Source organism: Paenibacillus sp. RRE4, assembly GCF_031844205.1.
Taxonomy (GTDB): Bacteria; Bacillota; Bacilli; order Paenibacillales; family Paenibacillaceae; genus Paenibacillus; species Paenibacillus xylanexedens_B.
This window is the reverse complement of the sequence record NZ_JAUZUT010000001.1, coordinates 2,972,978-2,993,596: the sequence shown is the minus strand read 5'-3', so window position 1 is coordinate 2,993,596 and position 20,619 is coordinate 2,972,978. Positions and strand designations below refer to the sequence as shown.

Here is a 20,619-nt window from a genome sequence, read left to right as displayed (position 1 = left end):
TTGCCATGCAGCAAATCATGCCATTATGTCATGATCCGATTATCCAGATTGAGAATTTGTCTTTTTCCTACGGGGATCAGCGCGTGATTCAAGATCTCAATTTTATGGTTCAACAACGGGACTTTGTAGGCATTATCGGTTCAAACGGAGCAGGGAAAACAACGTTGCTTCGTATGCTGGTAGGACTACTTCCACCTGCACAGGGGGATATCAAGTTGTTTGGAGAGTCGATTCGTAAATTCAAGGATTGGAACCGAATCGGGTACGTTCCACAAAAAAATGCATTTAATCCGTTGTTTCCGGCTACCGTTCGTGAGGTTGTCATGTCCGGGCTGTATAACAACAAAAACATGTTCCGCCGCATCTCTCGTCAAGGTCAGCAACAATGCATCGATGCGATGAAGGTTATGCGAATTGAGGATATTGCAAACAAACGTATTGGACAACTGTCCGGCGGTCAGCAACAACGTGTTTTTTTGGCCCGTGCGTTGATTAATCACCCGGATCTATTGATTCTTGATGAACCTACCGTAGGGATCGATGCAGAGTCACAAGCCAGTTTTTTCGAACTGATTACCCATATGCATGAGCATCATCGGATGACGTTTCTGATGGTGTCTCATGATATGGATCGCATGGAGAGTTATCTTGGCGCGGAAGCGGCGCTCACGAATGGCAAGATCCATTTCCATGTGCGTCATTCGCATGAGATCGAGGATTGTGCAGAAACCAACCTGCAGCATACTACCGCGCAGGTACGCTAGCTATGTATGTGGGCCATTAGATGATAGGCCGAAGGAGTCGTGTTAGTTTTGGAAATATTATGGAGTGATTTTTTTCAGCGTGCACTTGCAGGTGGTTTGCTTATTGGTATCACTGCTCCCCTGATTGGACTTTTTCTTGTACTGCGCAGGCTCTCGATGATCGGAGATACCTTGTCACACGTAACGATCGCAGGTGTAGCACTTGGTTTTCTGATCGAGGTATATCCAATCGGTGTAGGATTGATTTTTGCTGTACTGGCATCGTTTGCTATTGAGAAGTTGCGTAAAGCATACAAGAGCTATGCTGAATTGTCTATTGCGATTATTATGTCTGGAGGCGTAGCGCTGGCTTCGCTGTTTTTCACACTGGGAAAAGGGTACAATGCGGATGTGATGAGCTATTTGTTTGGCAGTATATACACATTGGACGCAACGGATCTAAAGCTGGTGGGTATTGTGACCCTAATCGTGGTTATTGTAGTGGGCTTCCTACATAAAGAGTTTTTCCTGCTCAGCTTTGAGGAGGATGCAGCCGCAGTGACCGGATTGCCAGTCAGAATGCTGAATATGTTAATTACAGTGATGACAGCATTGGTGATCAGTACGGCAATCAAGATCGTGGGTGCCTTGCTTGTATCCGCTTTGTTGACCATTCCTGTCGCCGTTAGCCTGCTCATGGCTCGAAGTTTCAAATCAGCCATTATTCTGTCGGTGGTCATCGGAGAGATTGCTGTTGTGATTGGACTGGTTACAGCAGGGATCTGGAACCTGGCACCGGGAGCAACCATTGTGTTGCTGCTCATTGGCATGCTGATTTTAACGATGATTGCCAAAAAAGGGTTCCGAGCCTGAGTTCTAACTATTACAGATGATTGATGAAAAAAAGAGCTTTAAGAGCAAGTGAGCCCAAGGAAGGGAGACATTGCTTCATGCCTGATGTTAATGTATGGCTGGCTTTCGTTGCTGGCCTCGCTTCTTTTATATCACCGTGTTGTCTTCCGCTATATCCTTCCTATCTCTCATACATCACGGGAATGACCGTGCAACAGTTGAAAGAGGATCGGAATCAGCGTGAGGTGCGCCTTAAGACGTTAACGCATACACTGGCGTTTATTCTCGGTTTCTCTGCGGTATTTTATTCGCTGGGTCTGGGTGCAGGACTATTTGGACAATTTTTCAATGATAACCGGGATCTGATTCGTCAGTTGTCCGCAATTTTAATTATGTTGATGGGACTATTTCTGTTAGGTATTTTTAAGCCGCAATTTTTGATGAAAGAACGCAAGCTGGATATGAAATGGAAGCCGGCAGGGTATTTAGGTTCCTTTGTTTTTGGGATTGGTTTCTCAGCAGGCTGGTCACCTTGTATCGGACCAATTCTAGCGACGATTATCGCTATGGCAGCGAGTGAACCATCGACCTGGTTGGCACTGATTACAGGTTATACGGTAGGCTTTGCCTTACCATTTTTCGTTCTGGCATTTTTTATTGGCTCCACACGCTGGATTTTGAAGTATTCAAACCTCATGATGAAGATTGGCGGAGCATTAATGCTTTTAATGGGCATTTTGCTATTCACGGACCAGATGACGCAAATAACAATCTGGCTGCAACAAATTACACCGGATTGGATGATTAACTTAACGTGAAGGTTAACTTTCACAGACAAGACAATGCAGTACAAAAAGCAGGCTGCAGGAACCAGAATAGTTCTGGAACTTGCGACCTGCTTTTGTGTCTGAGGATACAAGGAAGACTAATGTGTTTTCATTTAGGTAAAATAGTCAATGTTGGCTAACGGGAAATGTTCGAAAATGCGTTCTGTAATGAACTCGCGCAGGGCATCTTGCTGGTCATCTTTATACACATATTTGTACTGACCCCAACGTCCCCATTTCATTTTCCGTTTTTCGATATCCATCTCCAGCTTGGTTTTTGGATATCGTTTCTCAATGGTCGCTTTAGCCGTTTTGGTGAAACGATGTTGAATCATTTCAAAAGTAAGGTCTTTGGTGGCCTCTTCAGGCAAAGTATCCGCCAGCTTTTGCAGTAGCTCTGCATAACCTTCTTGCCAGCCGTCGTACCATATAATCGGAGCGATGATGAAGCCAAGCGGATAACCGGCATGGGCTATTTTGCCTGCAGCTTCAATTCGCTCTTCAAAGCGGGAGGTGGCGGGTTCAAAGTTTTTGATAACATAATCCGAGTTGACGCTGAACCGGATACGCGTATGGCCATTATGCTTGATGTTAAGTAGCGGATCGATGTGATGATATTTTGTCACAAAGCGTAAACGCCCGTATTCTTCATCAGCCATAAAACGAATAAGGTCGCTCAGGTTTTCCGTGATATGCTCCAGACCGACGGGGTCGGAGGTACAGGCTGCTTCGAAACGGGTAATTTCGGGTTTGCGTTCCTCGATGTATCCTTTGGCAGCTTCAATGATTTCTTCCGTGTTTACGTACACGCGAACGTATGGTTTTGCACCTAATGTAGTTTGAAGATAACAATAATGGCAATGCCCCATACAACCTGTGGAGATAGGGATAGCATACTCTGCTGATGGTTTGGACTGGTCAAATTTCAGGGTTTTACGTACCCCTACAACCAGAGTTCGCTTGGCCATCCGGTATTTTTCTTGTTCTGTCTCACCGGGGAGGTTGGTGATCCGATTGTGTGAAGTGGTCATCTGATAAGGAATGTTGTGGGAGGTTACCCACTCCATAATCCGTTTTCCTTTTTCATATTCAAGCGCACCTGGTTCAAAATACACCAAATCGGGAATAAAGGGTTTTGTACCCTTTGCTTTTCGAACAGGGGGCTGGGCCACGCTTGTGCTCACAGAATCACTCCTTTCAATACGAAACTGGACTTAGTTTGCCTCAAATGGAGAGAAGTCACGCCTGCCAATCCTTGTGAAAGGCGATCAGAATCGGGTAGGACTTGCCAATGCGCATTGATAACATGTATCATTAGAAGATAGGGACCAGGTACGTAGAACCGGTCAGAGAGAAGAGAGGGAAGCAGATGCCAACGCCCAGTATGGAAGATTATTTGGAGCGTATATACAAATTGATTGATGAAAAGGGCTATGCTCGTGTGTCTGATATAGCAGAAGGACTGGAAGTACATCCTTCATCCGTGACGAAGATGATCCAAAAGCTGGACAAGGACGAGTACCTGATCTATGAGAAGTACCGCGGGCTGGTACTGACACCAAAAGGGAAAAAAATGGGCAAACGGTTGATGGAGCGCCATCATCTGCTTGAGCAGTTTCTAACTACGATCGGTGTTCAGGAAGAGAACATTTATAACGACGTAGAAGGTATTGAACATCACTTAAGCTGGGACTCCATTACATGTATTGAGTCTCTCGTGGAATATTTCCGTCAGGATGAGAGCCGTCTGCAAGACCTAAAAAACATTCAGGAAATCATGAGTAACACGGACTCTTGAGCCTTGAATTCATATGTCAATAAATAGAGAATGCTTCTTGCCAAGTGATTGGCGAGGAGCATTTTTAATTTCAATATTTTATTTCCAACCAACATTTGGTCAATTGCGCAACTAAACCAGTCTGCCAAGCGTCTATTAAACTAGTAGAATTTACCGCAAATCTAATGATGTTGGAGGATTGTATTAATGAAATTGCGTAAAGGATTGTTGCTACTGCTCATTTTTGTTCTTGGATTACCGTCAGTCGGTTTGACCGCTCAGGCAGCAAGTTCAAAACAGATTTCTATTTTTCTGGATGGTCAGCGTCTGGAATCAGATGTGTCACCATATATCATGTCCAAGGTGAACGTAACGATGGTGCCGTTACGGGTCATCAGTGAAGGACTTGGGGCTTCTGTGTTATGGTCCCAGGCTACCCGGACGGTGACGATTCAGAAATCGGATTCAACAATTACGATGACCAGTGGACGTCAGCAAGCGACGGTGGACAATGTCGTGGTTGATCTGGATGCTTCCGTGCAACTAAAACAAGGTCGAGTGATGGTTCCGATTCGTTTTGTAAGTGAGAATTTGGGGATTCAAGTGAACTGGAATCAGGTGGCTCAAACCATTGATCTGTACACAGGAGCAGAACCAACGCCAACACCAGAGCCAACTCCAGCTACACCTGCAGAACCGGGAGGAAGTGTCCCCCCAGCAACGAATGAGATGCGCGGAGCCTGGATTTCTACAGTTAATGGTGACTGGCCGTCTTCTGGCGCGAAAGGCAATGTAGAGAAACAGAAACAGGAGTACACAAGTCAACTGGATCAATTGAAGGACATGGGGATCAATGCTGTGTTTGTACAAGTTAGAGCCAATGCAGACGCCATTTATCCTTCCAGCCTAGTGCCTTGGAATAGTGTTCTGACAGGAACACAGGGCAAAGATCCAGGCTACGATCCACTCGCTTTTATGGTTGAGGAAGCTCATAAGCGTGGGCTTGAATTTCACGCCTGGTTCAATCCGTTTCGGGCAACGAACTCGGCAACAACAACCAATCTGGCTACAAACCATGTATCCAAGCTACATCCGGACTGGATTGTAAATGCATCGGGTAAACTTTATATTAACCCAGGTGTACCAGAAGCAAGGCAGCATATCATGGATACCATAATGGAAGTAGTGAATAACTATAACGTGGATGGAGTGCATCTGGACGATTACTTCTATCCTTCTAATGTGACCTTTAATGACGATGCTGCTTACAAAATGTATAACACGTCAGGTACAACAGACCGTGCAGCATGGCGCCGTGACAACATTAATCAGTTTGTACAGCAACTTGGACAACGTATTCATCAAGTGAAAGCTAATGTAGAGTATGGAATCAGTCCATTTGGTGTATGGCGTAACAAAGCTAATGATCTGACTGGCTCAGACACCAAAGCAGGCGTAACTGCGTATGACAGCATGAATGCAGATGTTCGGACATGGATCAAACAAGGATGGATCGATTACGTTGCACCACAAGTATACTGGAGCATGACACTAAGTGCTGCAAGGTACGACAAGGTCGTCGATTGGTGGGTTAATGAGGTAGCCAATACCAATGTAAAATTGTACATCGGGCATTCTCCTTATAAACTTGGAACGCCAGAGATTGGTTGGCAGACATCACAAGAAATCATAGATCAATTGACATATAATCAAAAGTATCCATCCATTGGCGGGGATATTTATTTCAGTTCCCAGTATCTTACGAAGAACCCGCTGGGTTTGATTGAACGACTTAAGGCCTACTATGGCTTGTAAGTAGCAAAGCGAATTTTTTTTGGATTAGCGATCACGGATTCATCAACTCATAGTTATATGTCCAACCCCTGTTCTCATACAGTGGCAGTAGAAGCATGGCTGCCTGGAGAACGGGGGTTTTTGTTGTGTTAATTAATGGCGTTTTTGAAGGTGGAGGCGTAAAAGGAATTTCCCTTGCAGGAGCTGTACAGGGAGCACAGGACTGCGGAGTGCAATTCAACCGAGTTGCTGGTACATCATCCGGTTCGATTGTTGCTGCCCTACTGGCTGCAGGTTACCGGGCCGAGGAGATGAAAGTAATTATTGAGAGTACGCCGTTTGCATCGCTACTGCAACGGTCGCCTATATTTAATACACGCTGGATCGGTCCGGCAACAAGGATGTTTTTGAAAAAAGGTTTATATTCAGGTGAGGCTCTGGAATCATGGATACGCAAAATGCTGGCACAAAAAGGAATACGAACCTTCGCTGATTTGCCACCTGGAAAGTTGCTCATTACCGCATCGGATATTTCTAACGGAAATATTCTCGTTTTGCCCGACGATATCCGGCGCTTTGGTATTGAACCGGCAAAGCTTGAGGTTGCTAAAGCTGTACGTATGAGTTGCAGCATTCCGTATTTTTTCGATCCTGTCATTATTCGGAAATCGCCGATGATGTCCAAGGGGCTGCCTTTCCAAGATCAGTTTGTGTATGTTGTGGATGGAGGACTACTGAGTAACTTTCCACTGTGGTTGTTTGATGGAGAACGCTCTGAATCAGGGGGAGAGATCATTCCAGTAGTCGGTTTTAAAATGGTAGGCAAGACAGAAGTAGAACCTGCACGAATTAAAGGACCTTTGACTATGTTGCAAGCGCTTGTCGAGACCATGTTAACAGCTCACGATGAGCGTTACATTGAGCAGATTAACCGATTCCGTACGGTCAAAATTCCTACGCTTGGTATTAAACCGACACAATTTAATCTCTCCGTTCAAGACAGTACGAACTTATATCGCTCAGGAGTGGCCTCCGGCCTGGAATTTTTCACCACATGGAATATGAAGATGTACAACGAGCAATTGGAAAAGCAACGGAAAGAAATGCGAAAGAAACAGGCGGATGCACCGCCGCTGATCTCGATATAAAGACTAAAAAAAGCAATTCTCCGTATGATGGAGAATTGCTTTTTGGATTTTATTTTTACCGTAAAACCGGAATAGAGCCTCCAGTACAGACAACTTAGTGATACTTGGGAATATCCTCGTCGTTGCTCTTTCCTTTTTGACCCTGAATGACCTGAAAGGGATAGTCCTTGCGTTTCTTGGATGAACTGCTCTTTCTGGTATTGACATTGTTCTGTGCGTTCACTTTAGCCATCGTTTTAGCCGAAGGTTTGATCTTTGGTGTTTTGGCTTTTCGTGACCAACGGGCAGGCGGGAATTTGTACAGCAGGAACACAACTCCGAACACGATCAGAGGGATGAGAATACTGGACAATGAGGCTCTAGTCATAAAACTGATAACCCCAAGAGCAGCCAGTACAATGAATGCCCAAAATACAATAGCCTGCTTATTCATTTCATTCACCCTTTCACAGGATCAAGTGATGCTACAGGAACTTCCGTTGCGGTGGAAACGTTGGCAAGTTTGGCGTCCAGTTCAAGCATGCGATTGAAAGACGCAATGGAAACTTCCACTTGAGCGTTCGTAGGTTCTTTGGTCGTAAGCAATTGCAGCCACAGGCCGGGGTATCCCAGATAACGCAACACAGGAATATCACGAAGCGAATTTGTAATCTTGAGTAGCTCGAACGAAATACCTAGTACGACTGGCAACAAGAGCAGACGTTGTCCCATCCGTTCCCATAAATTATCGTAAGTGAATACGGAGTACAAGAAAATACCGATGATCACAGTCAACATGATAAAGCTACTACCACAGCGGTAATGTAACCTGCTGTACTTCTGAACATTTTCCGGTGTAAGTTCTTCGCCAGCTTCGTATGCACTTATGACTTTATGCTCTGCTCCGTGGTATTGAAACAGGCGTTTAATCATCGGTGTCTGTGAGATTAACCACAGATAAGCCAGTAACAAGATCAGTTTGATGACACCTTCCAATACATTATGCAGAAATTGATTGTCGAATACATTTTTAAATAAGAAGTCCTCGATCACGACAGGAAGCAACGTCAGTACAATTTTGCCGAAAAGGAAAGAAAGTATGGCGACTGCGGTTACACCGATAATCATGCTAAGGCTCCAGCCACTTCCTTGTTTCTCTTGTTGTTTGGCTTTTTCTTCAGGTTCGAGTTCATCATCAGCATAAGCGTCAGCAGAGTAATTAAGATGTTTGCTGCCTTTGACACTTGAATCTATAATGCTGACAATTCCGCGTAATAAAGGAATCCGCCGCAATTTCATGACCCAGGTCTTGTCTTGCTTGGGAACTTCCAGATACGTAATTTCGCCGTCTTTTCTACGAACAGCCGTAACGTTGACGTGTTTGCCGCCAAACATTACGCCCTCAATGACAGCTTGCCCCCCGTAGCTGACAGGCTTGGATTGTTGAGGCAAATTATTCACCTTCCTATTCTGTTCTAGGCCTTTACAATCAAAGGCAGTTTAATATCCTTATTGTATCGAATTTGGAGAGCAATTTCTAGTTTACGAGAGAAAAGGCAAGTGTTGCTGTTAAGATTGTCCTGTTTTGAACATACTACGCCCTAGAACTGTGAGAAAATATCTAGCATGCCTGCGAGATCATCTTGCGAAGAAGGGGACATTTATGATGACGGATCATACTCATGAGGACGTATTAATGAATCATAATCACGAAGGTAAAACGGATCGGCGCACAAAGCGGCAACATCCGCGAGAACGTGACGAAGACGTGACAAAACGGCGCTCCGTGCCAAAGCAGGGAGATGCGCATTATTTCACAAATCCTTTTTCTTTTGCGCTGGAGCTGGGGTTCTTTGCCGGGTTAATTTGGGGCGGCATCCACTGGCTATTTCATTTTCTGCATTTTACCGTTGTACCCGTGGGTTTTCTGGCGGAGCCTTTTTTCAAGCATAAATATATTTATACGCCGGCAGGTCACTTGACAGGTTGGTTATGTTTTATCGTGTTTTCCATCTTTGCGTCACTGTTATATGCCTTTACCATTCGAAAATTAAAAGGGCCGTTTCCCGGCATGGTGTATGGGGTCGTCTGGTGGGTGATCCTCTTTATCCTGCTTGGGCCTAAACTCGGAATGATGAAACCGTTAAATCAATTGACATGGGATTCAATTTTCACGGAAATTTGTTTATTCCTTCTTTGGGGGCTGTTCATAGGTTACACCGTAGCGATGGAGTACACCGACGAAAGGAAACGGGAGCCAGAGCACGCAGGAGCCTAGACGCAAAAAAGCTTCTCAATCCGGTAATGGCTGTGTTAAAATAGCAGATGGTTATTTGCAGAGAGGGTGGAGCAGCGATGAAACGAATTATTGTGATCAATGGCCCGAACCTGAACATGCTTGGTGTTCGTGAACCAGGTATCTATGGAACGCTTAGTCTGAAGGATATTGAAGACAAAATTCGCAGACAGGCTGAAGAATTGGGCGTCTCCATCGCTTTTTATCAATCCAACCATGAAGGAGACATTATTGACCGTATTCATGCCGCAATGGGTGAGGCAGACGGGATCATGCTGAATGCCGGGGCTTTTACTCATTACAGTTATGCGATACGTGATGCAATCAATGCCGTGAAAGTTCCTACCGTGGAGGTTCATCTATCCAACATTCATGCACGCGAAGCGTTCAGACATCATTCAGTGCTAGCAGCAGAAACGATCGGGCAAATTGCCGGATTTGGCGAAGTAAGCTATGAACTGGGATTGCTGGCTCTCGTGCGTCATCTGGACAAACAAACCTGAGCCGGGAACCCGGGAATGTGAGAGAAAGAAGGGTTACCGATGGAAAACAAACGAGTACACAAGTTACGTGAGGCCATGGCCGGGCGTGAACTCAGAGCAATGCTGATTACAAATCCGATTAACCGCCGTTATATGACGGGATTTACTGGTTCGGCAGGATATGTGCTTATTACTGAACAGGAAGCTTATTTGCTTACTGATTTCCGTTATATGGCACAGGCATCCACGCAAGCCCAAGGTTTCAACGTGGTAGAGCACAGTGTAAAACCGATGGATTCTGTACGTGATTTGCTGGTTGCAGCGAATATCAACGAAGTTGGCTTCGAACAGGATTCGGTCACATTTGGTACGCATGCTTCCTATGCGGAATCGTTGCAATCGGTTAAACTTACAGCAGTATCCGGCATTGTTGAGCAGCTTCGGATGTTCAAGGATGCAGACGAAATTGCGGTGATGCAGCGTGCCGCAGATTTGGCAGATGCCACATTCAGCCACGTTTTGCAATTTGCGAAACCGGGAATGACTGAACGTGAAGTGGATCTTGAAATGGAATTCTTCATGCGCAAGCATGGGGCAACAAGCTCCTCCTTTGACACCATTGTCGCTTCGGGTGAACGTTCTGCCATGCCTCACGGCGTTGCAAGTAGCAAAGTAATCGGACAGGACGAACTGATCACGTTTGACTTTGGTGCGTTGCTGGACGGATACTGTTCAGATCTGACACGTACGATTGCAACAGGTAATCCTGTACCTGAACTGCGTAAGATTTACGACATTGTACTGGAAGCACAACTACATACGCTGGAGAACCTGAAACCAGGTATGACCGGACGCGAAGCGGATGCACTTGCTCGGGATATCATTGCAAGCTATGGATATGGAGAACAGTTTGGGCACAGCACAGGCCATGGTCTGGGTATGGAGGTTCATGAAGCTCCGCGTCTGTCCAAGCTTAGCGATGATGTGTTGAAACCGGGTATGGTGGTTACGGTTGAGCCGGGGATTTATATTGATGGACTTGGCGGCGTACGAATTGAAGATGACGTTGTGATTACCGAGTCAGGTATTCATATTCTTACGAAATCGGACAAAAAGTTCACCGTTATTGGCTAACATACGAACATACTTTTTAATTATATTCAGGAGGGATTTTTTGTGATTTCAGTTAACGATTTTAAAACAGGTTTGACCGTAGAAGTAGATGGAGACATCTTTACTGTAATTGACTTTCAACACGTAAAACCAGGTAAAGGTGCTGCATTCGTACGTTCCAAATTGAAAAACCTGCGTAACGGTAATACCGTTGAACGTACATTCCGTGCAGGTGAAACGATTGCGCGTGCAATTATCGAAAACCGCGGCGTATCTTACCTGTATGCAAGTGGGTCTGAGCACACATTTATGGATAACGAAACATACGATCAATTCACGCTGACTAGCGATCAACTGGAGTGGGAATTGAACTTCCTGAAAGAAAACATGAACGTGAAAATCGTGAGTTACCAAGGTGAAATCCTGGGTATCGACCTGCCTACAAGCGTTGAGCTGAAAGTTATTGAAACAGAGCCAGGCGTTAAAGGTAACACAGCACAAGGCGCTACGAAAAATGCGAAAGTGGAAACAGGTCTGAATGTACAAGTTCCTTTGTTCATCAATGAAGGCGACGTGCTTCTGATTGATACACGCGAAGGTAAATACTCTTCCCGTGCGTAACTTTCACTTGCTGTAAGCTTTAATGCAAGAATTGAAAACCCTTTGCCATGAATATGGCAGAGGGTTTTTTTGAAAAAAGATTAGCCTATCAGGCGCTTTCGTAATATACTGGGTTAAAGTCATTTCTCGTAGAGAATAATGACGAAAGATATCAATTGATGCATATTGCACAAGGTAGGGAGTGGATTTGCGTTGTCATTGTACGTCATGAAATTTGGGGGCAGTTCGGTCGGAGATACAGAACGCATGAAGCGTGTAGCCGGACGTGTTGTAGAAAAAGCAGATGAAGGACATCAATGTGTCGTTGTGGTTTCGGCCATGGGAGATACTACAGATGATTTGATTGATCAGGCGAAGTTGCTAAACAGTGATTTGCCTGCTCGTGAAATGGATATGTTGTTGACGACAGGGGAACAAATTTCGATCTCCTTATTATCCATGGCCATTCAGGCACTTGGACGCAAGGCCGTATCTTTTACAGGATGGCAAGCCGGTTTCCGAACAGAACCGGTTCACGGTAAAGCCCGGATTCAGGATATCCGTCCTGAGCGTGTCAAATCTGCGCTCGCTGAAGGCAATATCGTTATCGTAGCTGGTTTCCAAGGCATGACGGAAGACGGAGAGATCACTACACTGGGCCGCGGTGGTTCGGATACGACAGCGGTTGCACTGGCAGCAGCTATTCAGGCAGATGCTTGCGAGATCTATACGGATGTGGACGGAATCTATTCTACAGATCCAAGGATCGTCAAGGTGGCACGCAAACTGAAGGAAATATCTTACGACGAAATGCTGGAGCTTGCGAATCTGGGAGCGGCGGTATTGCATCCACGTGCGGTGGAGTACGCGAAGCATTCCGGTGTACCCCTGATTGTAAGATCAAGCTTTAACCATAATGAAGGAACGGTTGTGAAGGAGGAAGCGGCAATGGAACAAGGAGTAGTAGTAAGTGGAATCGCGTATGACAAAAACGTAGCTCGCATCAGTATTTTGGGTGTACCCGATGTCCCTGGTGTCCTTGCCGAAGTATTTGGCGAACTGGCTAGTGAGCAACTGGACGTGGATATTATCGTACAGAGCGGAGTTCAGGACGGCAAAGCGGACTTCTCCTTCTCGGTTGCCTTGTCTGATCGTGAGAAGGCACTTCGTGTCATTGAAGGTTTGCACAGTCGTCTGCCTTATCGTGAAGTGAATTCCGAAGAAAACCTGGTTAAAATCTCGATTGTTGGTGCGGGTATGGTGAGTCATCCAGGTGTAGCTGCTAAGATGTTCAAAGTGATCTCTGGTGAAGGTGTAAGCATCAAGATGGTAAGCACTTCAGAGATTAAGGTGTCCTGCGTTATTGATGGAGAGAAACTGCATGATGTAATTAAAGCATTGCACACAGCGTATGATCTCGATACAGCAGAGCAAGCTGTCATTGGTGGACCTCAAGTACGTAGATAATTGATGTAAATGATAAAAAAACGCATAAATAAAAGAGGTGTACGTTGCCAGTGGGCAAACGTTCACCTCTTTTATTTGTAACTACAGTCGTCTGCACACGTTCCTCCCTCGTAATTTCTGGTAAGGTTTTAGTTCATTGCCCTCCATCATCTCAGGTACACAATCCAGGAGATTTAATTGTGAACAATAGGTCACATCATGCATCATCCCCAGTTTATTCAGTCTGCGTGCACTGGCTGATGTGCGAACCAGATCTGTGATGCGATCATGAGATTGAGACACGGCCTGATGCAGGATGATACCGAGATCATTCAGTTGCAGCGGCGAACGGGTCTGACGATACAATTCTTCAATAATACATCCGGCACATAGGCCGTCCTCCAAAGCAAACTCATCCTGCTCTCCGGCACATAACAACAAAATATCCCGTTGTAATTCCAGTAGAGCGGAAGCAACCGCTCTAACATTTAACAATGCTCCGGCAAGTATATGTCTGGCTCTGGATGCCTTGATCAGAGCTCGTGTACCATCTGTTGTGGTGAGGATAATGACTTTTTCCGCGATGTCACCACTCATATATTCATAGGGGGAATTACCCGCATCGAATCCGGTTATTTTTTTGTCAAAGCGTTCCCCTCCCCTAATACTGTTTCCTACCAACATCTGTTTGGCTTGCGGAACAGTCTCCATAGCAATAACTCCTGTAGCATGATGGGCAAGCGCGGTCACAATTGTGCTTGTTGTTCGCAAAACATCAATAACAACCACACTTCGCCCTTCAATATCTATCGTTCGTACTTCATTTACATTACCTACAACGTCAACACGCACACCCCACAACTCCTTTTTGTGCCTCGGGATCGAGCATTGGTTTCTCAGTGGAACAGTCCATCTGTTTGCAAGCACTATATGCATGAATGTCTAGACAGGTGCCTAGAACAAGATGTCTATGAGTTTTGGCTCTCATTCATCGACCTTGAAGAATTGATAGATTTCAGCGTCATAAAATGAATGTACAGGCATAAACTTGAGATATGAACAAGCATTAGAGATGAAATTAATCAAGTTGGAGGAGCCTACTCATGAAAGTGAAATGGAGGGATCTTTTTCCGGAACCCATCCGTACCATTCTGGGCAGAATGCCGCCCACCTTATTGGAACAAGTTGAGGAAATCCGTATTCGAGAAGGCAGGCCGCTGGAAATTAATGCAGGCCACAACTATCACTTTCTCACCCCGGAAGGTATACCAACGGGAAAACCAGAGGAAGCATATGTTCCTCTGAAAGAAGTAACGCACAGACTGCTTGATCTCATAAGCAATCATTCGCTCTATACGTTGGAAGAAGAATTACGAAAAGGATTTATCACCATCCCGGGAGGGCATCGAATCGGACTTGCTGGCCGGACGGTGCTCAGTGGAGGGCGTGTAGAATATTTGCGGGATATCAACGGATTTAACGTTCGTGTTGCCCGGGAAGTGCAAGGTGTGGCTGACCCGATTCTTCCATACCTGCTAGATATGAGGAACGGACAGGTGATGCATACCCTGATACTATCTCCACCGCAGCAAGGCAAAACAACGTTACTGCGAGACTTGGCAAGGCAGATCAGTAACGGAACGAAACTGACAGCTGGTGGTGAACTGAGGCAGGGGATACGCCCGCGACTAAAAGTGGGCATTGTAGATGAACGTTCCGAGATAGCGGGAAGCTATAAAGGTGTTCCTAGCTTCGATGTAGGGCCGCGCACTGACGTTATGGATGGATGCCCTAAGGCGGAAGGCATGATGATGATGCTTCGTTCCATGTCACCGGACGTTCTGATTGTGGACGAGATTGGGCGGCCGGAGGATGCCGAGGCGGTTATGGAGGCTCTGCACGCAGGAGTTTCTGTCATCGCGACAGCCCACGCACGGGATCTGGCTGAACTATCTGCAAGGCCTGCCTTGAAAACACTGATTGCCGAGCAGATGTTTCAGCGTTATGTGCAGCTGCAGCGGACGAGCAAAGGCATGAGCTTTCGACTGTCCGATGGCAAGATGAGAGGGCTGCAACAGACCGGGTCAGGAGGTGAAGCCTTTGCTTAATATGCTTGGCGCCCTGCTGATCCTGCTAGCAAGCACTCTCGCTGGTTTTCACAAGGCGAGGCAATATGCATTGCGGCCAAGGCAGCTACGTGAGTTGATTGCGGCCCTGCAGCGGCTGATGACAGAGATTAATTACGGCTTAACGCCGCTGCCTGATGCGATGAACAAAATGGGGGCCCAGACCAAAGAGCCGGTGAGAACTCTTTTTTTACACGCCTCCACACAGATGGAACCCCCACATGGCCTTACAGCCAGGGAGAGTCTGCAAGCCGGTGTGGAGGAGGCATGGGGGAAATCAGCGATGAAATCAGACGAGCGGGAGGTCATGCTACAGTTGAGTTACAGCCTTGGCACCAGTGATCGTCAAGATCAGACCAAACATATTTCGTTAGCCATTCAGCAACTTATGCATGAGGAATCCCGCGCACAGGCCGATCAAGTGAAGTACGAACGAATGAGCCGCAGCCTGGGGATGCTTGTCGGAGCGTTAATCGTCATACTGATCTTCTGAAATAGCCGGGATAGCGAGGTGCCAAGGTCATGAATTTAGAAGTGAACGCAATCTTTCAAATTGCGGGCATTGGAATCATTATAGCGATGATTCATACCGTATTGAAACAAATGGGAAAGGAAGATATGGCTCACTGGGTGACCGTAATCGGATTTGTCGTTGTACTGTTCATGGTTGTTCGAATGCTGGACAGCCTGCTACAAGAGATTAAATCCATATTTCTTTTTCAATGAAATCGGTCATGAAGCCGGATGGTGGTGACCCGTGGAGATTATTCAAGTTGTTGGTCTGGCACTCATTGCAACCGTACTGATTTTAGTCATTAAGGAACAAAAGCCGATGTTTGCCTTTCTGATCGCGGCAGCCACTGGTGTAGTGATTTTTATGCTGTTGATTGGGAAAATTGGCACAGTCATCGAAGTGCTGAAGCGACTTGCTGAAAATTCCGGTATGGAGAGCATCTATCTGAAAACGGTATTAAAGATTATCGGCATTGCTTACATTGCTGAATTCGGTGCACAGATTGTCAGAGATGCTGGGCAAGAGAGCATCGCATCCAAGATTGAACTGGCTGGCAAAGTGCTGATTCTTGTACTCGCGATTCCGATCATTAGCATCATTATCGAAACCGTGATGAAACTGATGCCAGTGTAGAAAGGGCGGGCGGATAACTGATGAAATTGATGCATAACAAGCCGCGCTGGCGCCTCATCATTGTGCTGATGATATGTTTCATGTTCGGTGTAATTGGACAGGTTGTAGCCACGACACCTTCAAACGAGTGGATAGAGCAGCAGGCTGATCAGCTTCCGAAGGATCAAGTGGAGAAATATTGGGATCAACTGATGAAACAGTACGGTGGTTTTTTCCCAGAAGGCAAAACGCCATCGTTCATGGATATGTTAATTCCCGGGAATGAAGGATTCAGTCTGAAATCGGTATTTTCGGCGATTGGCACGTTTATGTTGCATGAAATTTTATATAACGGCAAACTTTTGGTCACGATCGTAATGTTAACGGTGCTGAGCATGATTCTGGAGACGCTACAGACTGCATTTGAGAAAAATAACATTAGTAAAATTGCTTATGCCATCTGTTATCTGGTCATCATTATCATCGCAATCAACAGCTTTAGCGTAGCGATTGGTTATGCAAAAGAGGCTATATCCAGCATGATCAACTTTATGATGGCGATGGTTCCACTTCTGTTCACACTGCTCGCTTCGATGGGTAATGTCGTTACCGTTTCGGTGACGCACCCGCTAATTATTTTCATGATTCATCTCGTAAGTACGCTGATCCATCTGCTGGTATTCCCGCTTCTCTTCTTCTCGGCTGTGTTGCATCTGGTGAGCTCGCTTTCGGATAAATACAAATTGACACAAATGGCTGATCTTTTGCGAAACATCAGTGTAGCCTTGCTGGGCATTCTGCTGACGATGTTTCTGGGGGTTATTTCGGTACAGGGAGCTTCGGGATCGGTTGCCGATGGTGTCAGTTTGAAGGCAGCCAAATACATTGCAGGGAACTTTGTACCCGTTGTAGGGAGGACATTTGCAGATGCGACGGATACCGTGATCACGGCATCGTTGCTTGTCAAAAATGCAATCGGACTGACAGGTGTCATTATTATCTTGTTCCTGTGTGCGTTCCCGGCGATCAAGATTCTGGCGCTGGCCTTGATCTATAACGTGACCGGAGCAATTATGCAACCGCTGGGAGAGACGCCGATTGTAGACTGCCTGCAAGCGATTGGTAAAAGCATGATTTATGTGTTCGCGGCACTGGCCGCGGTTGGACTCATGTTTTTCCTGGCGATTACGATTCTGCTGACCGCAGGGAATCTGACTGTGATGATGCGTTAACTACCTGTCTGCAGGGAAAGGGGCTGGAGAGGATGGGGTGGCTGAGCAACTGGCTACAGGATCTGATCATGATCGTTTTGCTGGCAACGTTTGTAGATATGCTGCTTCCGAATCGTTCTATGGAGCGGTACGTCAAGCTTGTGCTGAGCCTTCTCATCCTGCTGACCCTGTTATCCCCCATCACCAAACTGCTGAAAAGTGATCCGGTAGGCGAACTGAAACGTGCCATGACCGCAATGGATGCCCCTCCTGATGGGCAAGCCACACTGGAGCAGATTCTGGCTCAGGGAAGGCGGATGCAGGCGAACGAACAACAGCAGTCTCTGAAGTGGACGGCAAAGGAGCTCGCCAATGTCATGAAAGGTCAGATTGAAGAAACAACTGGAGCAAAGGTTCAGTCGGTTGAGGTACAACTGGCGATGAAGAAATCAAATTCGGATACCCAAGCAACCACTTCTGTTGAACTGCCTGTCATTCAGCATGTGGAGGTGCAACTAGCAAGTGGAAAGGGTGATTCGAGACAGGATTCCGATGTGGCTGAACCTGTGAGTAGCAACCCGATGACAGAAACAAAAGATTCGTTAGAACATGATGAAAATTACCCGAGTACTCAACCTGTGCAGATTGATCCAGTTGAAATTAAGAATATACAGATTGAGTCAAACGGGCAGCGATCCGAGCAACCAAAGAGAGATCAGGTAGCTTCTAATCAAGCATCCGAACCCTCCGTTACCCGGAATGATAGTGAAGATTCAAACGTTAAGCAAACTAGTGTTTCACGGTCTGAACACGCAGTACAAATCATCACATTGCTCAAAGAGAAGTGGGAAGTTGATGCGAGCCAGGTACGAGTAACGGAGACAAAAAATGCAGAAGTGCTCTGAAAAGGAGGCGATCCGATGAAACACTGGTTCAAAAAGCTGGAAAGGTGGATGGGTGGCGGTGAAGGTGGTGCGAAGCGCAGTCAAACCTTACGGTGGTTAATCATTTTGGGACTGATCGGTGTGGGCATCATGCTCTTTAATTCCTTTGTCAACGTCAAAAAGATCGATTCTGAAAACATCGGTCGTGAACCACCAGAACAAGCTACTTCCATGTCGACGATGCAAAATGGTTTGTTGGAAGAAAACCCTTTTCAGGCGATTGAAATGGCATTTGAAGACAAGATCAAAGGTGTGCTGGAAAATATCGTTGGTGTAGGCACTGTGGATGTAATGGTTACCGTGGATTCTACGGAAGAACTCGTGGTGCAGCGGAACGTCAAAGATTCACAGCAGCTTACCGAAGAGACGGATGCCAATGGCGGTAAACGACATATGACGCAATATACCCGTGACGGTGAGATCATTACGTATGAATTATCAGGGGATCAGACACCTATTGTCACGAAAAAGCTGAAACCGCAAATCCGCGGAGTGCTGGTGGTGGCAAAAGGTGCAGAGAACAAGGTTGTGAAAGACCTGATTACAGATGCCGTTGAAAAAGGCTTGAACGTAGCGGCTTACCGGATCTCGGTTGTTCCGCGCAAGCAGGATTAAGCTTTGAATAATGATTAAGAAGAGATGTGTTGTCAGAATCAACCCCATTTCGAGGAGGATATTCTATATGAATAACAAACGTCAAACAATATGGCTCGTTTCCATGCTGAGTCTGATGGTTATCTTGTCCGCATATTATCTGTTCACTGAAGATTCCGGGCCCGTTAATCCCCCTGTGGCTGACAGTCAGCAAGTCGATGCGATGAAACAAGGCGAGGCAAAGGAGACAGCGGGTATTCTTGATCCAACAGAAGGTCTGGTCATCAACGAGGTCGTGAACAGCGGAGAGGTTACGGGTGATTCCGGTGCGGCAAATCCGGCTGAAAACACAACTGGCGCAGAAGGTAAGGAAGCGGGAAGCGCAGAAAAAACACCTGCTACTGAACCAGGCAGCAAAGAAGGAGAAACGGACCAAAGGTCAGAAAGTAGTGCGGAAAAAGGAGCGGCGACTACCCCGGAAACGGAAGGGAAAACAGAGGGGACTGCTGCTAAAACGGATGAAGAAGTGCTGAAGGAAATGGAACAGCAAAATACGGCTGTGTCGGCAAGCAGTCAGTTCCAGAATTACCAGTGGCAACGCGAGGAGAGTAACAACCGCAAGTACGAGGAATTGATGACCATTGCAGGAGATCTTAGTAAAACACCGGAAGAAAATGCAAAAGCAACAGAGCAACTCCGAGCACTTGAAGATAAAGAAGCCAAAATTACAGGTATTGAAGAAACACTTTCCCAACAATTTGAAAATGCAGTCGTTCAAGAAGAGGCTGACAAGTACAAAGTGGTGGTTCTGAGTGACAAACTTGACGTTAAACAGGCGGTTTCTATTGTTGATCTGGTTATGAAAGAATTGTCTGTTTCACAGAACAAAATCAGTGTGCAATACGTCACGGAACAGTAATCGGAAATGTGATAAGGAAGCCCCGGGAGCTTGTTCGACTCTCGGGCTCTTTCCATTTTTAATGATTATGATATAATACTAAAAGCCATATGACCGTCCTCGTGAGACTGGCATGATGCCGAAGGAGTGAATAATGGAAATGTTTAAATTGAGCGAAATTAAAGAACTGATCAAATTGGTTGATGAAAGTTCTGTTCAGGAATTGGAAATTGAAAATGAAGGATCACGTTTGTCGATTCGCAAACCGGGTAAAACGGAGTTCGTACAGGCTGCTGCCGTACAACCGCAAGTGATTGCTACTCCGCAGGTACAACCTGCAGCTGCAGCAGTTGTGAGTGAGGCTGCTCCACAAGCCGATACAACAAGTCATTTACATAAAATTGTATCTCCGATGGTAGGTACATTTTACAGAGCTTCCTCACCGGAAGCCGGTTCTTTTGTGAGTGTGGGTGATAAAGTTGTTGAGAAAACAACGGTATGCATCATCGAAGCCATGAAACTGATGAACGAGCTTGACGCGGACATCAAGGGAGAAATCGTTGAAGTGCTGGTTGAAAATGGACAGCTTGTCGAATACGGACAGCCTCTGTTCCTGGTAAAACCGGAATAACGGTTACAGGTTTATAGCAGCCGCATGAGCTT

24 protein-coding genes are annotated in these 20,619 nt (G+C 46.0%); 20 read left to right on the top strand and 4 right to left on the bottom strand.

The window, feature by feature from the left end; genetic code table 11:
• The first annotated feature begins 5 nt into the window (after positions 1-5).
• The 3 genes from Q9R46_RS13575 to Q9R46_RS13565 all read left to right on the top strand — a co-directional run bounded on the left by Q9R46_RS13575 (position 6) and on the right by Q9R46_RS13565 (position 2,413).
• Positions 6-764, top strand: a complete 759-nt coding sequence (locus Q9R46_RS13575; protein WP_090922564.1) for a metal ABC transporter ATP-binding protein — start codon at positions 6-8, stop codon at positions 762-764.
• Positions 765-812: 48 nt separating this feature from the next.
• Positions 813-1,616: a metal ABC transporter permease gene (locus Q9R46_RS13570; RefSeq protein ID WP_145331839.1), complete on the top strand. Its 804-nt coding sequence runs from the start codon at positions 813-815 to the stop codon at positions 1,614-1,616.
• Between the two features lie 77 nt (positions 1,617-1,693).
• Positions 1,694-2,413 (top strand): cytochrome c biogenesis CcdA family protein, encoded by a 720-nt coding sequence (locus Q9R46_RS13565; RefSeq protein ID WP_311280391.1) that lies wholly within the window; start codon positions 1,694-1,696, stop codon positions 2,411-2,413.
• A 122-nt stretch (positions 2,414-2,535) separates the two neighbouring features.
• Here Q9R46_RS13565 and splB read toward each other — a convergent pair whose 3' ends face one another.
• Entirely contained in the window at positions 2,536-3,606 is a 1,071-nt protein-coding gene (gene splB, locus Q9R46_RS13560; RefSeq protein ID WP_311280390.1) for a spore photoproduct lyase, read from the bottom strand.
• A gap of 185 nt (positions 3,607-3,791) precedes the next feature.
• Between splB and mntR the strand changes: the two genes are divergently transcribed.
• The 3 genes from mntR (at position 3,792) to Q9R46_RS13545 (ending at position 7,141) form a co-directional block, all read left to right on the top strand.
• Complete coding sequence (gene mntR / locus Q9R46_RS13555; RefSeq protein ID WP_090922556.1) at positions 3,792-4,220, top strand: transcriptional regulator MntR; 429 nt, start codon at positions 3,792-3,794, stop codon at positions 4,218-4,220.
• Positions 4,221-4,406: 186 nt separating this feature from the next.
• Entirely contained in the window at positions 4,407-6,014 is a 1,608-nt protein-coding gene (locus Q9R46_RS13550) for a family 10 glycosylhydrolase (RefSeq protein ID WP_311280389.1), read from the top strand.
• Between the two features lie 125 nt (positions 6,015-6,139).
• Positions 6,140-7,141 carry a patatin-like phospholipase family protein gene (locus Q9R46_RS13545; protein WP_311280388.1) on the top strand — a complete coding sequence of 334 codons (1,002 nt, stop codon included), beginning with the start codon at positions 6,140-6,142 and terminating at the stop codon, positions 7,139-7,141.
• 94 nt (positions 7,142-7,235) lie between these two features.
• Here the strand turns inward: Q9R46_RS13545 and Q9R46_RS13540 are convergent, their stop codons facing one another.
• Both Q9R46_RS13540 and Q9R46_RS13535 read right to left on the bottom strand, forming a co-directional pair.
• Entirely contained in the window at positions 7,236-7,574 is a 339-nt protein-coding gene (locus tag Q9R46_RS13540; RefSeq protein WP_311280387.1) for a hypothetical protein, read from the bottom strand.
• Between the two features lie 5 nt (positions 7,575-7,579).
• The gene (locus Q9R46_RS13535) at positions 7,580-8,572 is read right to left on the bottom strand and encodes a DUF1385 domain-containing protein (protein WP_311280386.1); all 993 of its coding nucleotides are present in this window, start codon (positions 8,570-8,572) and stop codon (positions 7,580-7,582) included.
• A 211-nt stretch (positions 8,573-8,783) separates the two neighbouring features.
• Here Q9R46_RS13535 and Q9R46_RS13530 point away from each other — a divergent pair, with 211 nt between their 5' ends.
• The 5 genes from Q9R46_RS13530 (at position 8,784) to Q9R46_RS13510 (ending at position 13,078) form a co-directional block, all read left to right on the top strand.
• Complete coding sequence (locus Q9R46_RS13530) at positions 8,784-9,398, top strand: YqhR family membrane protein (protein ID WP_311280385.1); 615 nt, start codon at positions 8,784-8,786, stop codon at positions 9,396-9,398.
• A 77-nt stretch (positions 9,399-9,475) separates the two neighbouring features.
• Positions 9,476-9,919 (top strand): type II 3-dehydroquinate dehydratase, encoded by a 444-nt coding sequence (gene aroQ, locus Q9R46_RS13525; RefSeq protein WP_090922544.1) that lies wholly within the window; start codon positions 9,476-9,478, stop codon positions 9,917-9,919.
• 39 nt (positions 9,920-9,958) lie between these two features.
• On the top strand, positions 9,959-11,032 hold the full coding sequence (locus tag Q9R46_RS13520) for a M24 family metallopeptidase (RefSeq protein ID WP_311280384.1): 1,074 nt from the start codon (positions 9,959-9,961) through the stop codon (positions 11,030-11,032).
• Positions 11,033-11,074: 42 nt separating this feature from the next.
• Positions 11,075-11,632, top strand: coding sequence for an elongation factor P (gene efp, locus Q9R46_RS13515; protein ID WP_145331832.1), 558 nt, complete (start codon positions 11,075-11,077; stop codon positions 11,630-11,632).
• A 192-nt stretch (positions 11,633-11,824) separates the two neighbouring features.
• Positions 11,825-13,078, top strand: a complete 1,254-nt coding sequence (locus Q9R46_RS13510) for an aspartate kinase (RefSeq protein ID WP_145331831.1) — start codon at positions 11,825-11,827, stop codon at positions 13,076-13,078.
• An 81-nt stretch (positions 13,079-13,159) separates the two neighbouring features.
• On the opposite strand, the gene Q9R46_RS13505 is transcribed toward Q9R46_RS13510, so the two are convergent.
• The gene (locus tag Q9R46_RS13505; RefSeq protein WP_311280383.1) at positions 13,160-13,909 is read right to left on the bottom strand and encodes a 2-phosphosulfolactate phosphatase; all 750 of its coding nucleotides are present in this window, start codon (positions 13,907-13,909) and stop codon (positions 13,160-13,162) included.
• Between the two features lie 251 nt (positions 13,910-14,160).
• Between Q9R46_RS13505 and spoIIIAA the strand changes: the two genes are divergently transcribed.
• The 9 genes from spoIIIAA to accB all read left to right on the top strand — a co-directional run bounded on the left by spoIIIAA (position 14,161) and on the right by accB (position 20,587).
• Entirely contained in the window at positions 14,161-15,165 is a 1,005-nt protein-coding gene (gene spoIIIAA, locus Q9R46_RS13500; RefSeq protein ID WP_311280382.1) for a stage III sporulation protein AA, read from the top strand.
• Positions 15,158-15,676 carry a stage III sporulation protein SpoIIIAB gene (gene spoIIIAB / locus Q9R46_RS13495; protein ID WP_154888439.1) on the top strand — a complete coding sequence of 173 codons (519 nt, stop codon included), beginning with the start codon at positions 15,158-15,160 and terminating at the stop codon, positions 15,674-15,676. The genes spoIIIAA and spoIIIAB overlap by 8 nt, the downstream gene beginning before the upstream one ends.
• A 29-nt stretch (positions 15,677-15,705) precedes the next feature.
• The gene (gene spoIIIAC / locus Q9R46_RS13490; protein WP_017687585.1) at positions 15,706-15,909 is read left to right on the top strand and encodes a stage III sporulation protein AC; all 204 of its coding nucleotides are present in this window, start codon (positions 15,706-15,708) and stop codon (positions 15,907-15,909) included.
• A gap of 31 nt (positions 15,910-15,940) precedes the next feature.
• On the top strand, positions 15,941-16,330 hold the full coding sequence (spoIIIAD, locus tag Q9R46_RS13485; RefSeq protein ID WP_090922532.1) for a stage III sporulation protein AD: 390 nt from the start codon (positions 15,941-15,943) through the stop codon (positions 16,328-16,330).
• A 20-nt stretch (positions 16,331-16,350) separates the two neighbouring features.
• The gene (gene spoIIIAE / locus Q9R46_RS13480) at positions 16,351-17,541 is read left to right on the top strand and encodes a stage III sporulation protein AE (RefSeq protein WP_145413156.1); all 1,191 of its coding nucleotides are present in this window, start codon (positions 16,351-16,353) and stop codon (positions 17,539-17,541) included.
• Between the two features lie 32 nt (positions 17,542-17,573).
• On the top strand, positions 17,574-18,425 hold the full coding sequence (spoIIIAF, locus tag Q9R46_RS13475) for a stage III sporulation protein AF (RefSeq protein WP_311280381.1): 852 nt from the start codon (positions 17,574-17,576) through the stop codon (positions 18,423-18,425).
• Positions 18,426-18,440: 15 nt separating this feature from the next.
• Positions 18,441-19,079 (top strand): stage III sporulation protein AG, encoded by a 639-nt coding sequence (spoIIIAG, locus tag Q9R46_RS13470; RefSeq protein WP_311280380.1) that lies wholly within the window; start codon positions 18,441-18,443, stop codon positions 19,077-19,079.
• A gap of 67 nt (positions 19,080-19,146) precedes the next feature.
• Positions 19,147-19,977 carry a SpoIIIAH-like family protein gene (locus Q9R46_RS13465; RefSeq protein ID WP_311280379.1) on the top strand — a complete coding sequence of 277 codons (831 nt, stop codon included), beginning with the start codon at positions 19,147-19,149 and terminating at the stop codon, positions 19,975-19,977.
• Positions 19,978-20,116: 139 nt separating this feature from the next.
• Positions 20,117-20,587 carry an acetyl-CoA carboxylase biotin carboxyl carrier protein gene (accB, locus tag Q9R46_RS13460; RefSeq protein WP_145331824.1) on the top strand — a complete coding sequence of 157 codons (471 nt, stop codon included), beginning with the start codon at positions 20,117-20,119 and terminating at the stop codon, positions 20,585-20,587.
• Positions 20,588-20,619 lie beyond the last annotated feature (32 nt).

Excerpts from the sequence above, each read along its gene's own strand:
- Q9R46_RS13575 (WP_090922564.1), top strand. The coding sequence starts at position 6 with ATGCAGCAAATCATGCCATTATGTCATGATCCGATTATCCAGATTGAG.
- Q9R46_RS13565 (WP_311280391.1), top strand. The coding sequence starts at position 1,694 with ATGCCTGATGTTAATGTATGGCTGGCTTTCGTTGCTGGCCTCGCTTCT.
- mntR (WP_090922556.1), top strand. The coding sequence starts at position 3,792 with ATGCCAACGCCCAGTATGGAAGATTATTTGGAGCGTATATACAAATTG.
- Q9R46_RS13550 (WP_311280389.1), top strand. The coding sequence starts at position 4,407 with ATGAAATTGCGTAAAGGATTGTTGCTACTGCTCATTTTTGTTCTTGGA.
- Q9R46_RS13540 (WP_311280387.1), bottom strand. The coding sequence starts at position 7,574 with ATGAATAAGCAGGCTATTGTATTTTGGGCATTCATTGTACTGGCTGCT.
- Q9R46_RS13530 (WP_311280385.1), top strand. The coding sequence starts at position 8,784 with ATGATGACGGATCATACTCATGAGGACGTATTAATGAATCATAATCAC.
- aroQ (WP_090922544.1), top strand. The coding sequence starts at position 9,476 with ATGAAACGAATTATTGTGATCAATGGCCCGAACCTGAACATGCTTGGT.
- Q9R46_RS13520 (WP_311280384.1), top strand. The coding sequence starts at position 9,959 with ATGGAAAACAAACGAGTACACAAGTTACGTGAGGCCATGGCCGGGCGT.
- spoIIIAA (WP_311280382.1), top strand. The coding sequence starts at position 14,161 with ATGAAAGTGAAATGGAGGGATCTTTTTCCGGAACCCATCCGTACCATT.
- spoIIIAC (WP_017687585.1), top strand. The coding sequence starts at position 15,706 with ATGAATTTAGAAGTGAACGCAATCTTTCAAATTGCGGGCATTGGAATC.
- spoIIIAE (WP_145413156.1), top strand. The coding sequence starts at position 16,351 with ATGAAATTGATGCATAACAAGCCGCGCTGGCGCCTCATCATTGTGCTG.
- spoIIIAF (WP_311280381.1), top strand. The coding sequence starts at position 17,574 with ATGGGGTGGCTGAGCAACTGGCTACAGGATCTGATCATGATCGTTTTG.
- spoIIIAG (WP_311280380.1), top strand. The coding sequence starts at position 18,441 with ATGAAACACTGGTTCAAAAAGCTGGAAAGGTGGATGGGTGGCGGTGAA.
- Q9R46_RS13465 (WP_311280379.1), top strand. The coding sequence starts at position 19,147 with ATGAATAACAAACGTCAAACAATATGGCTCGTTTCCATGCTGAGTCTG.
- accB (WP_145331824.1), top strand. The coding sequence starts at position 20,117 with ATGTTTAAATTGAGCGAAATTAAAGAACTGATCAAATTGGTTGATGAA.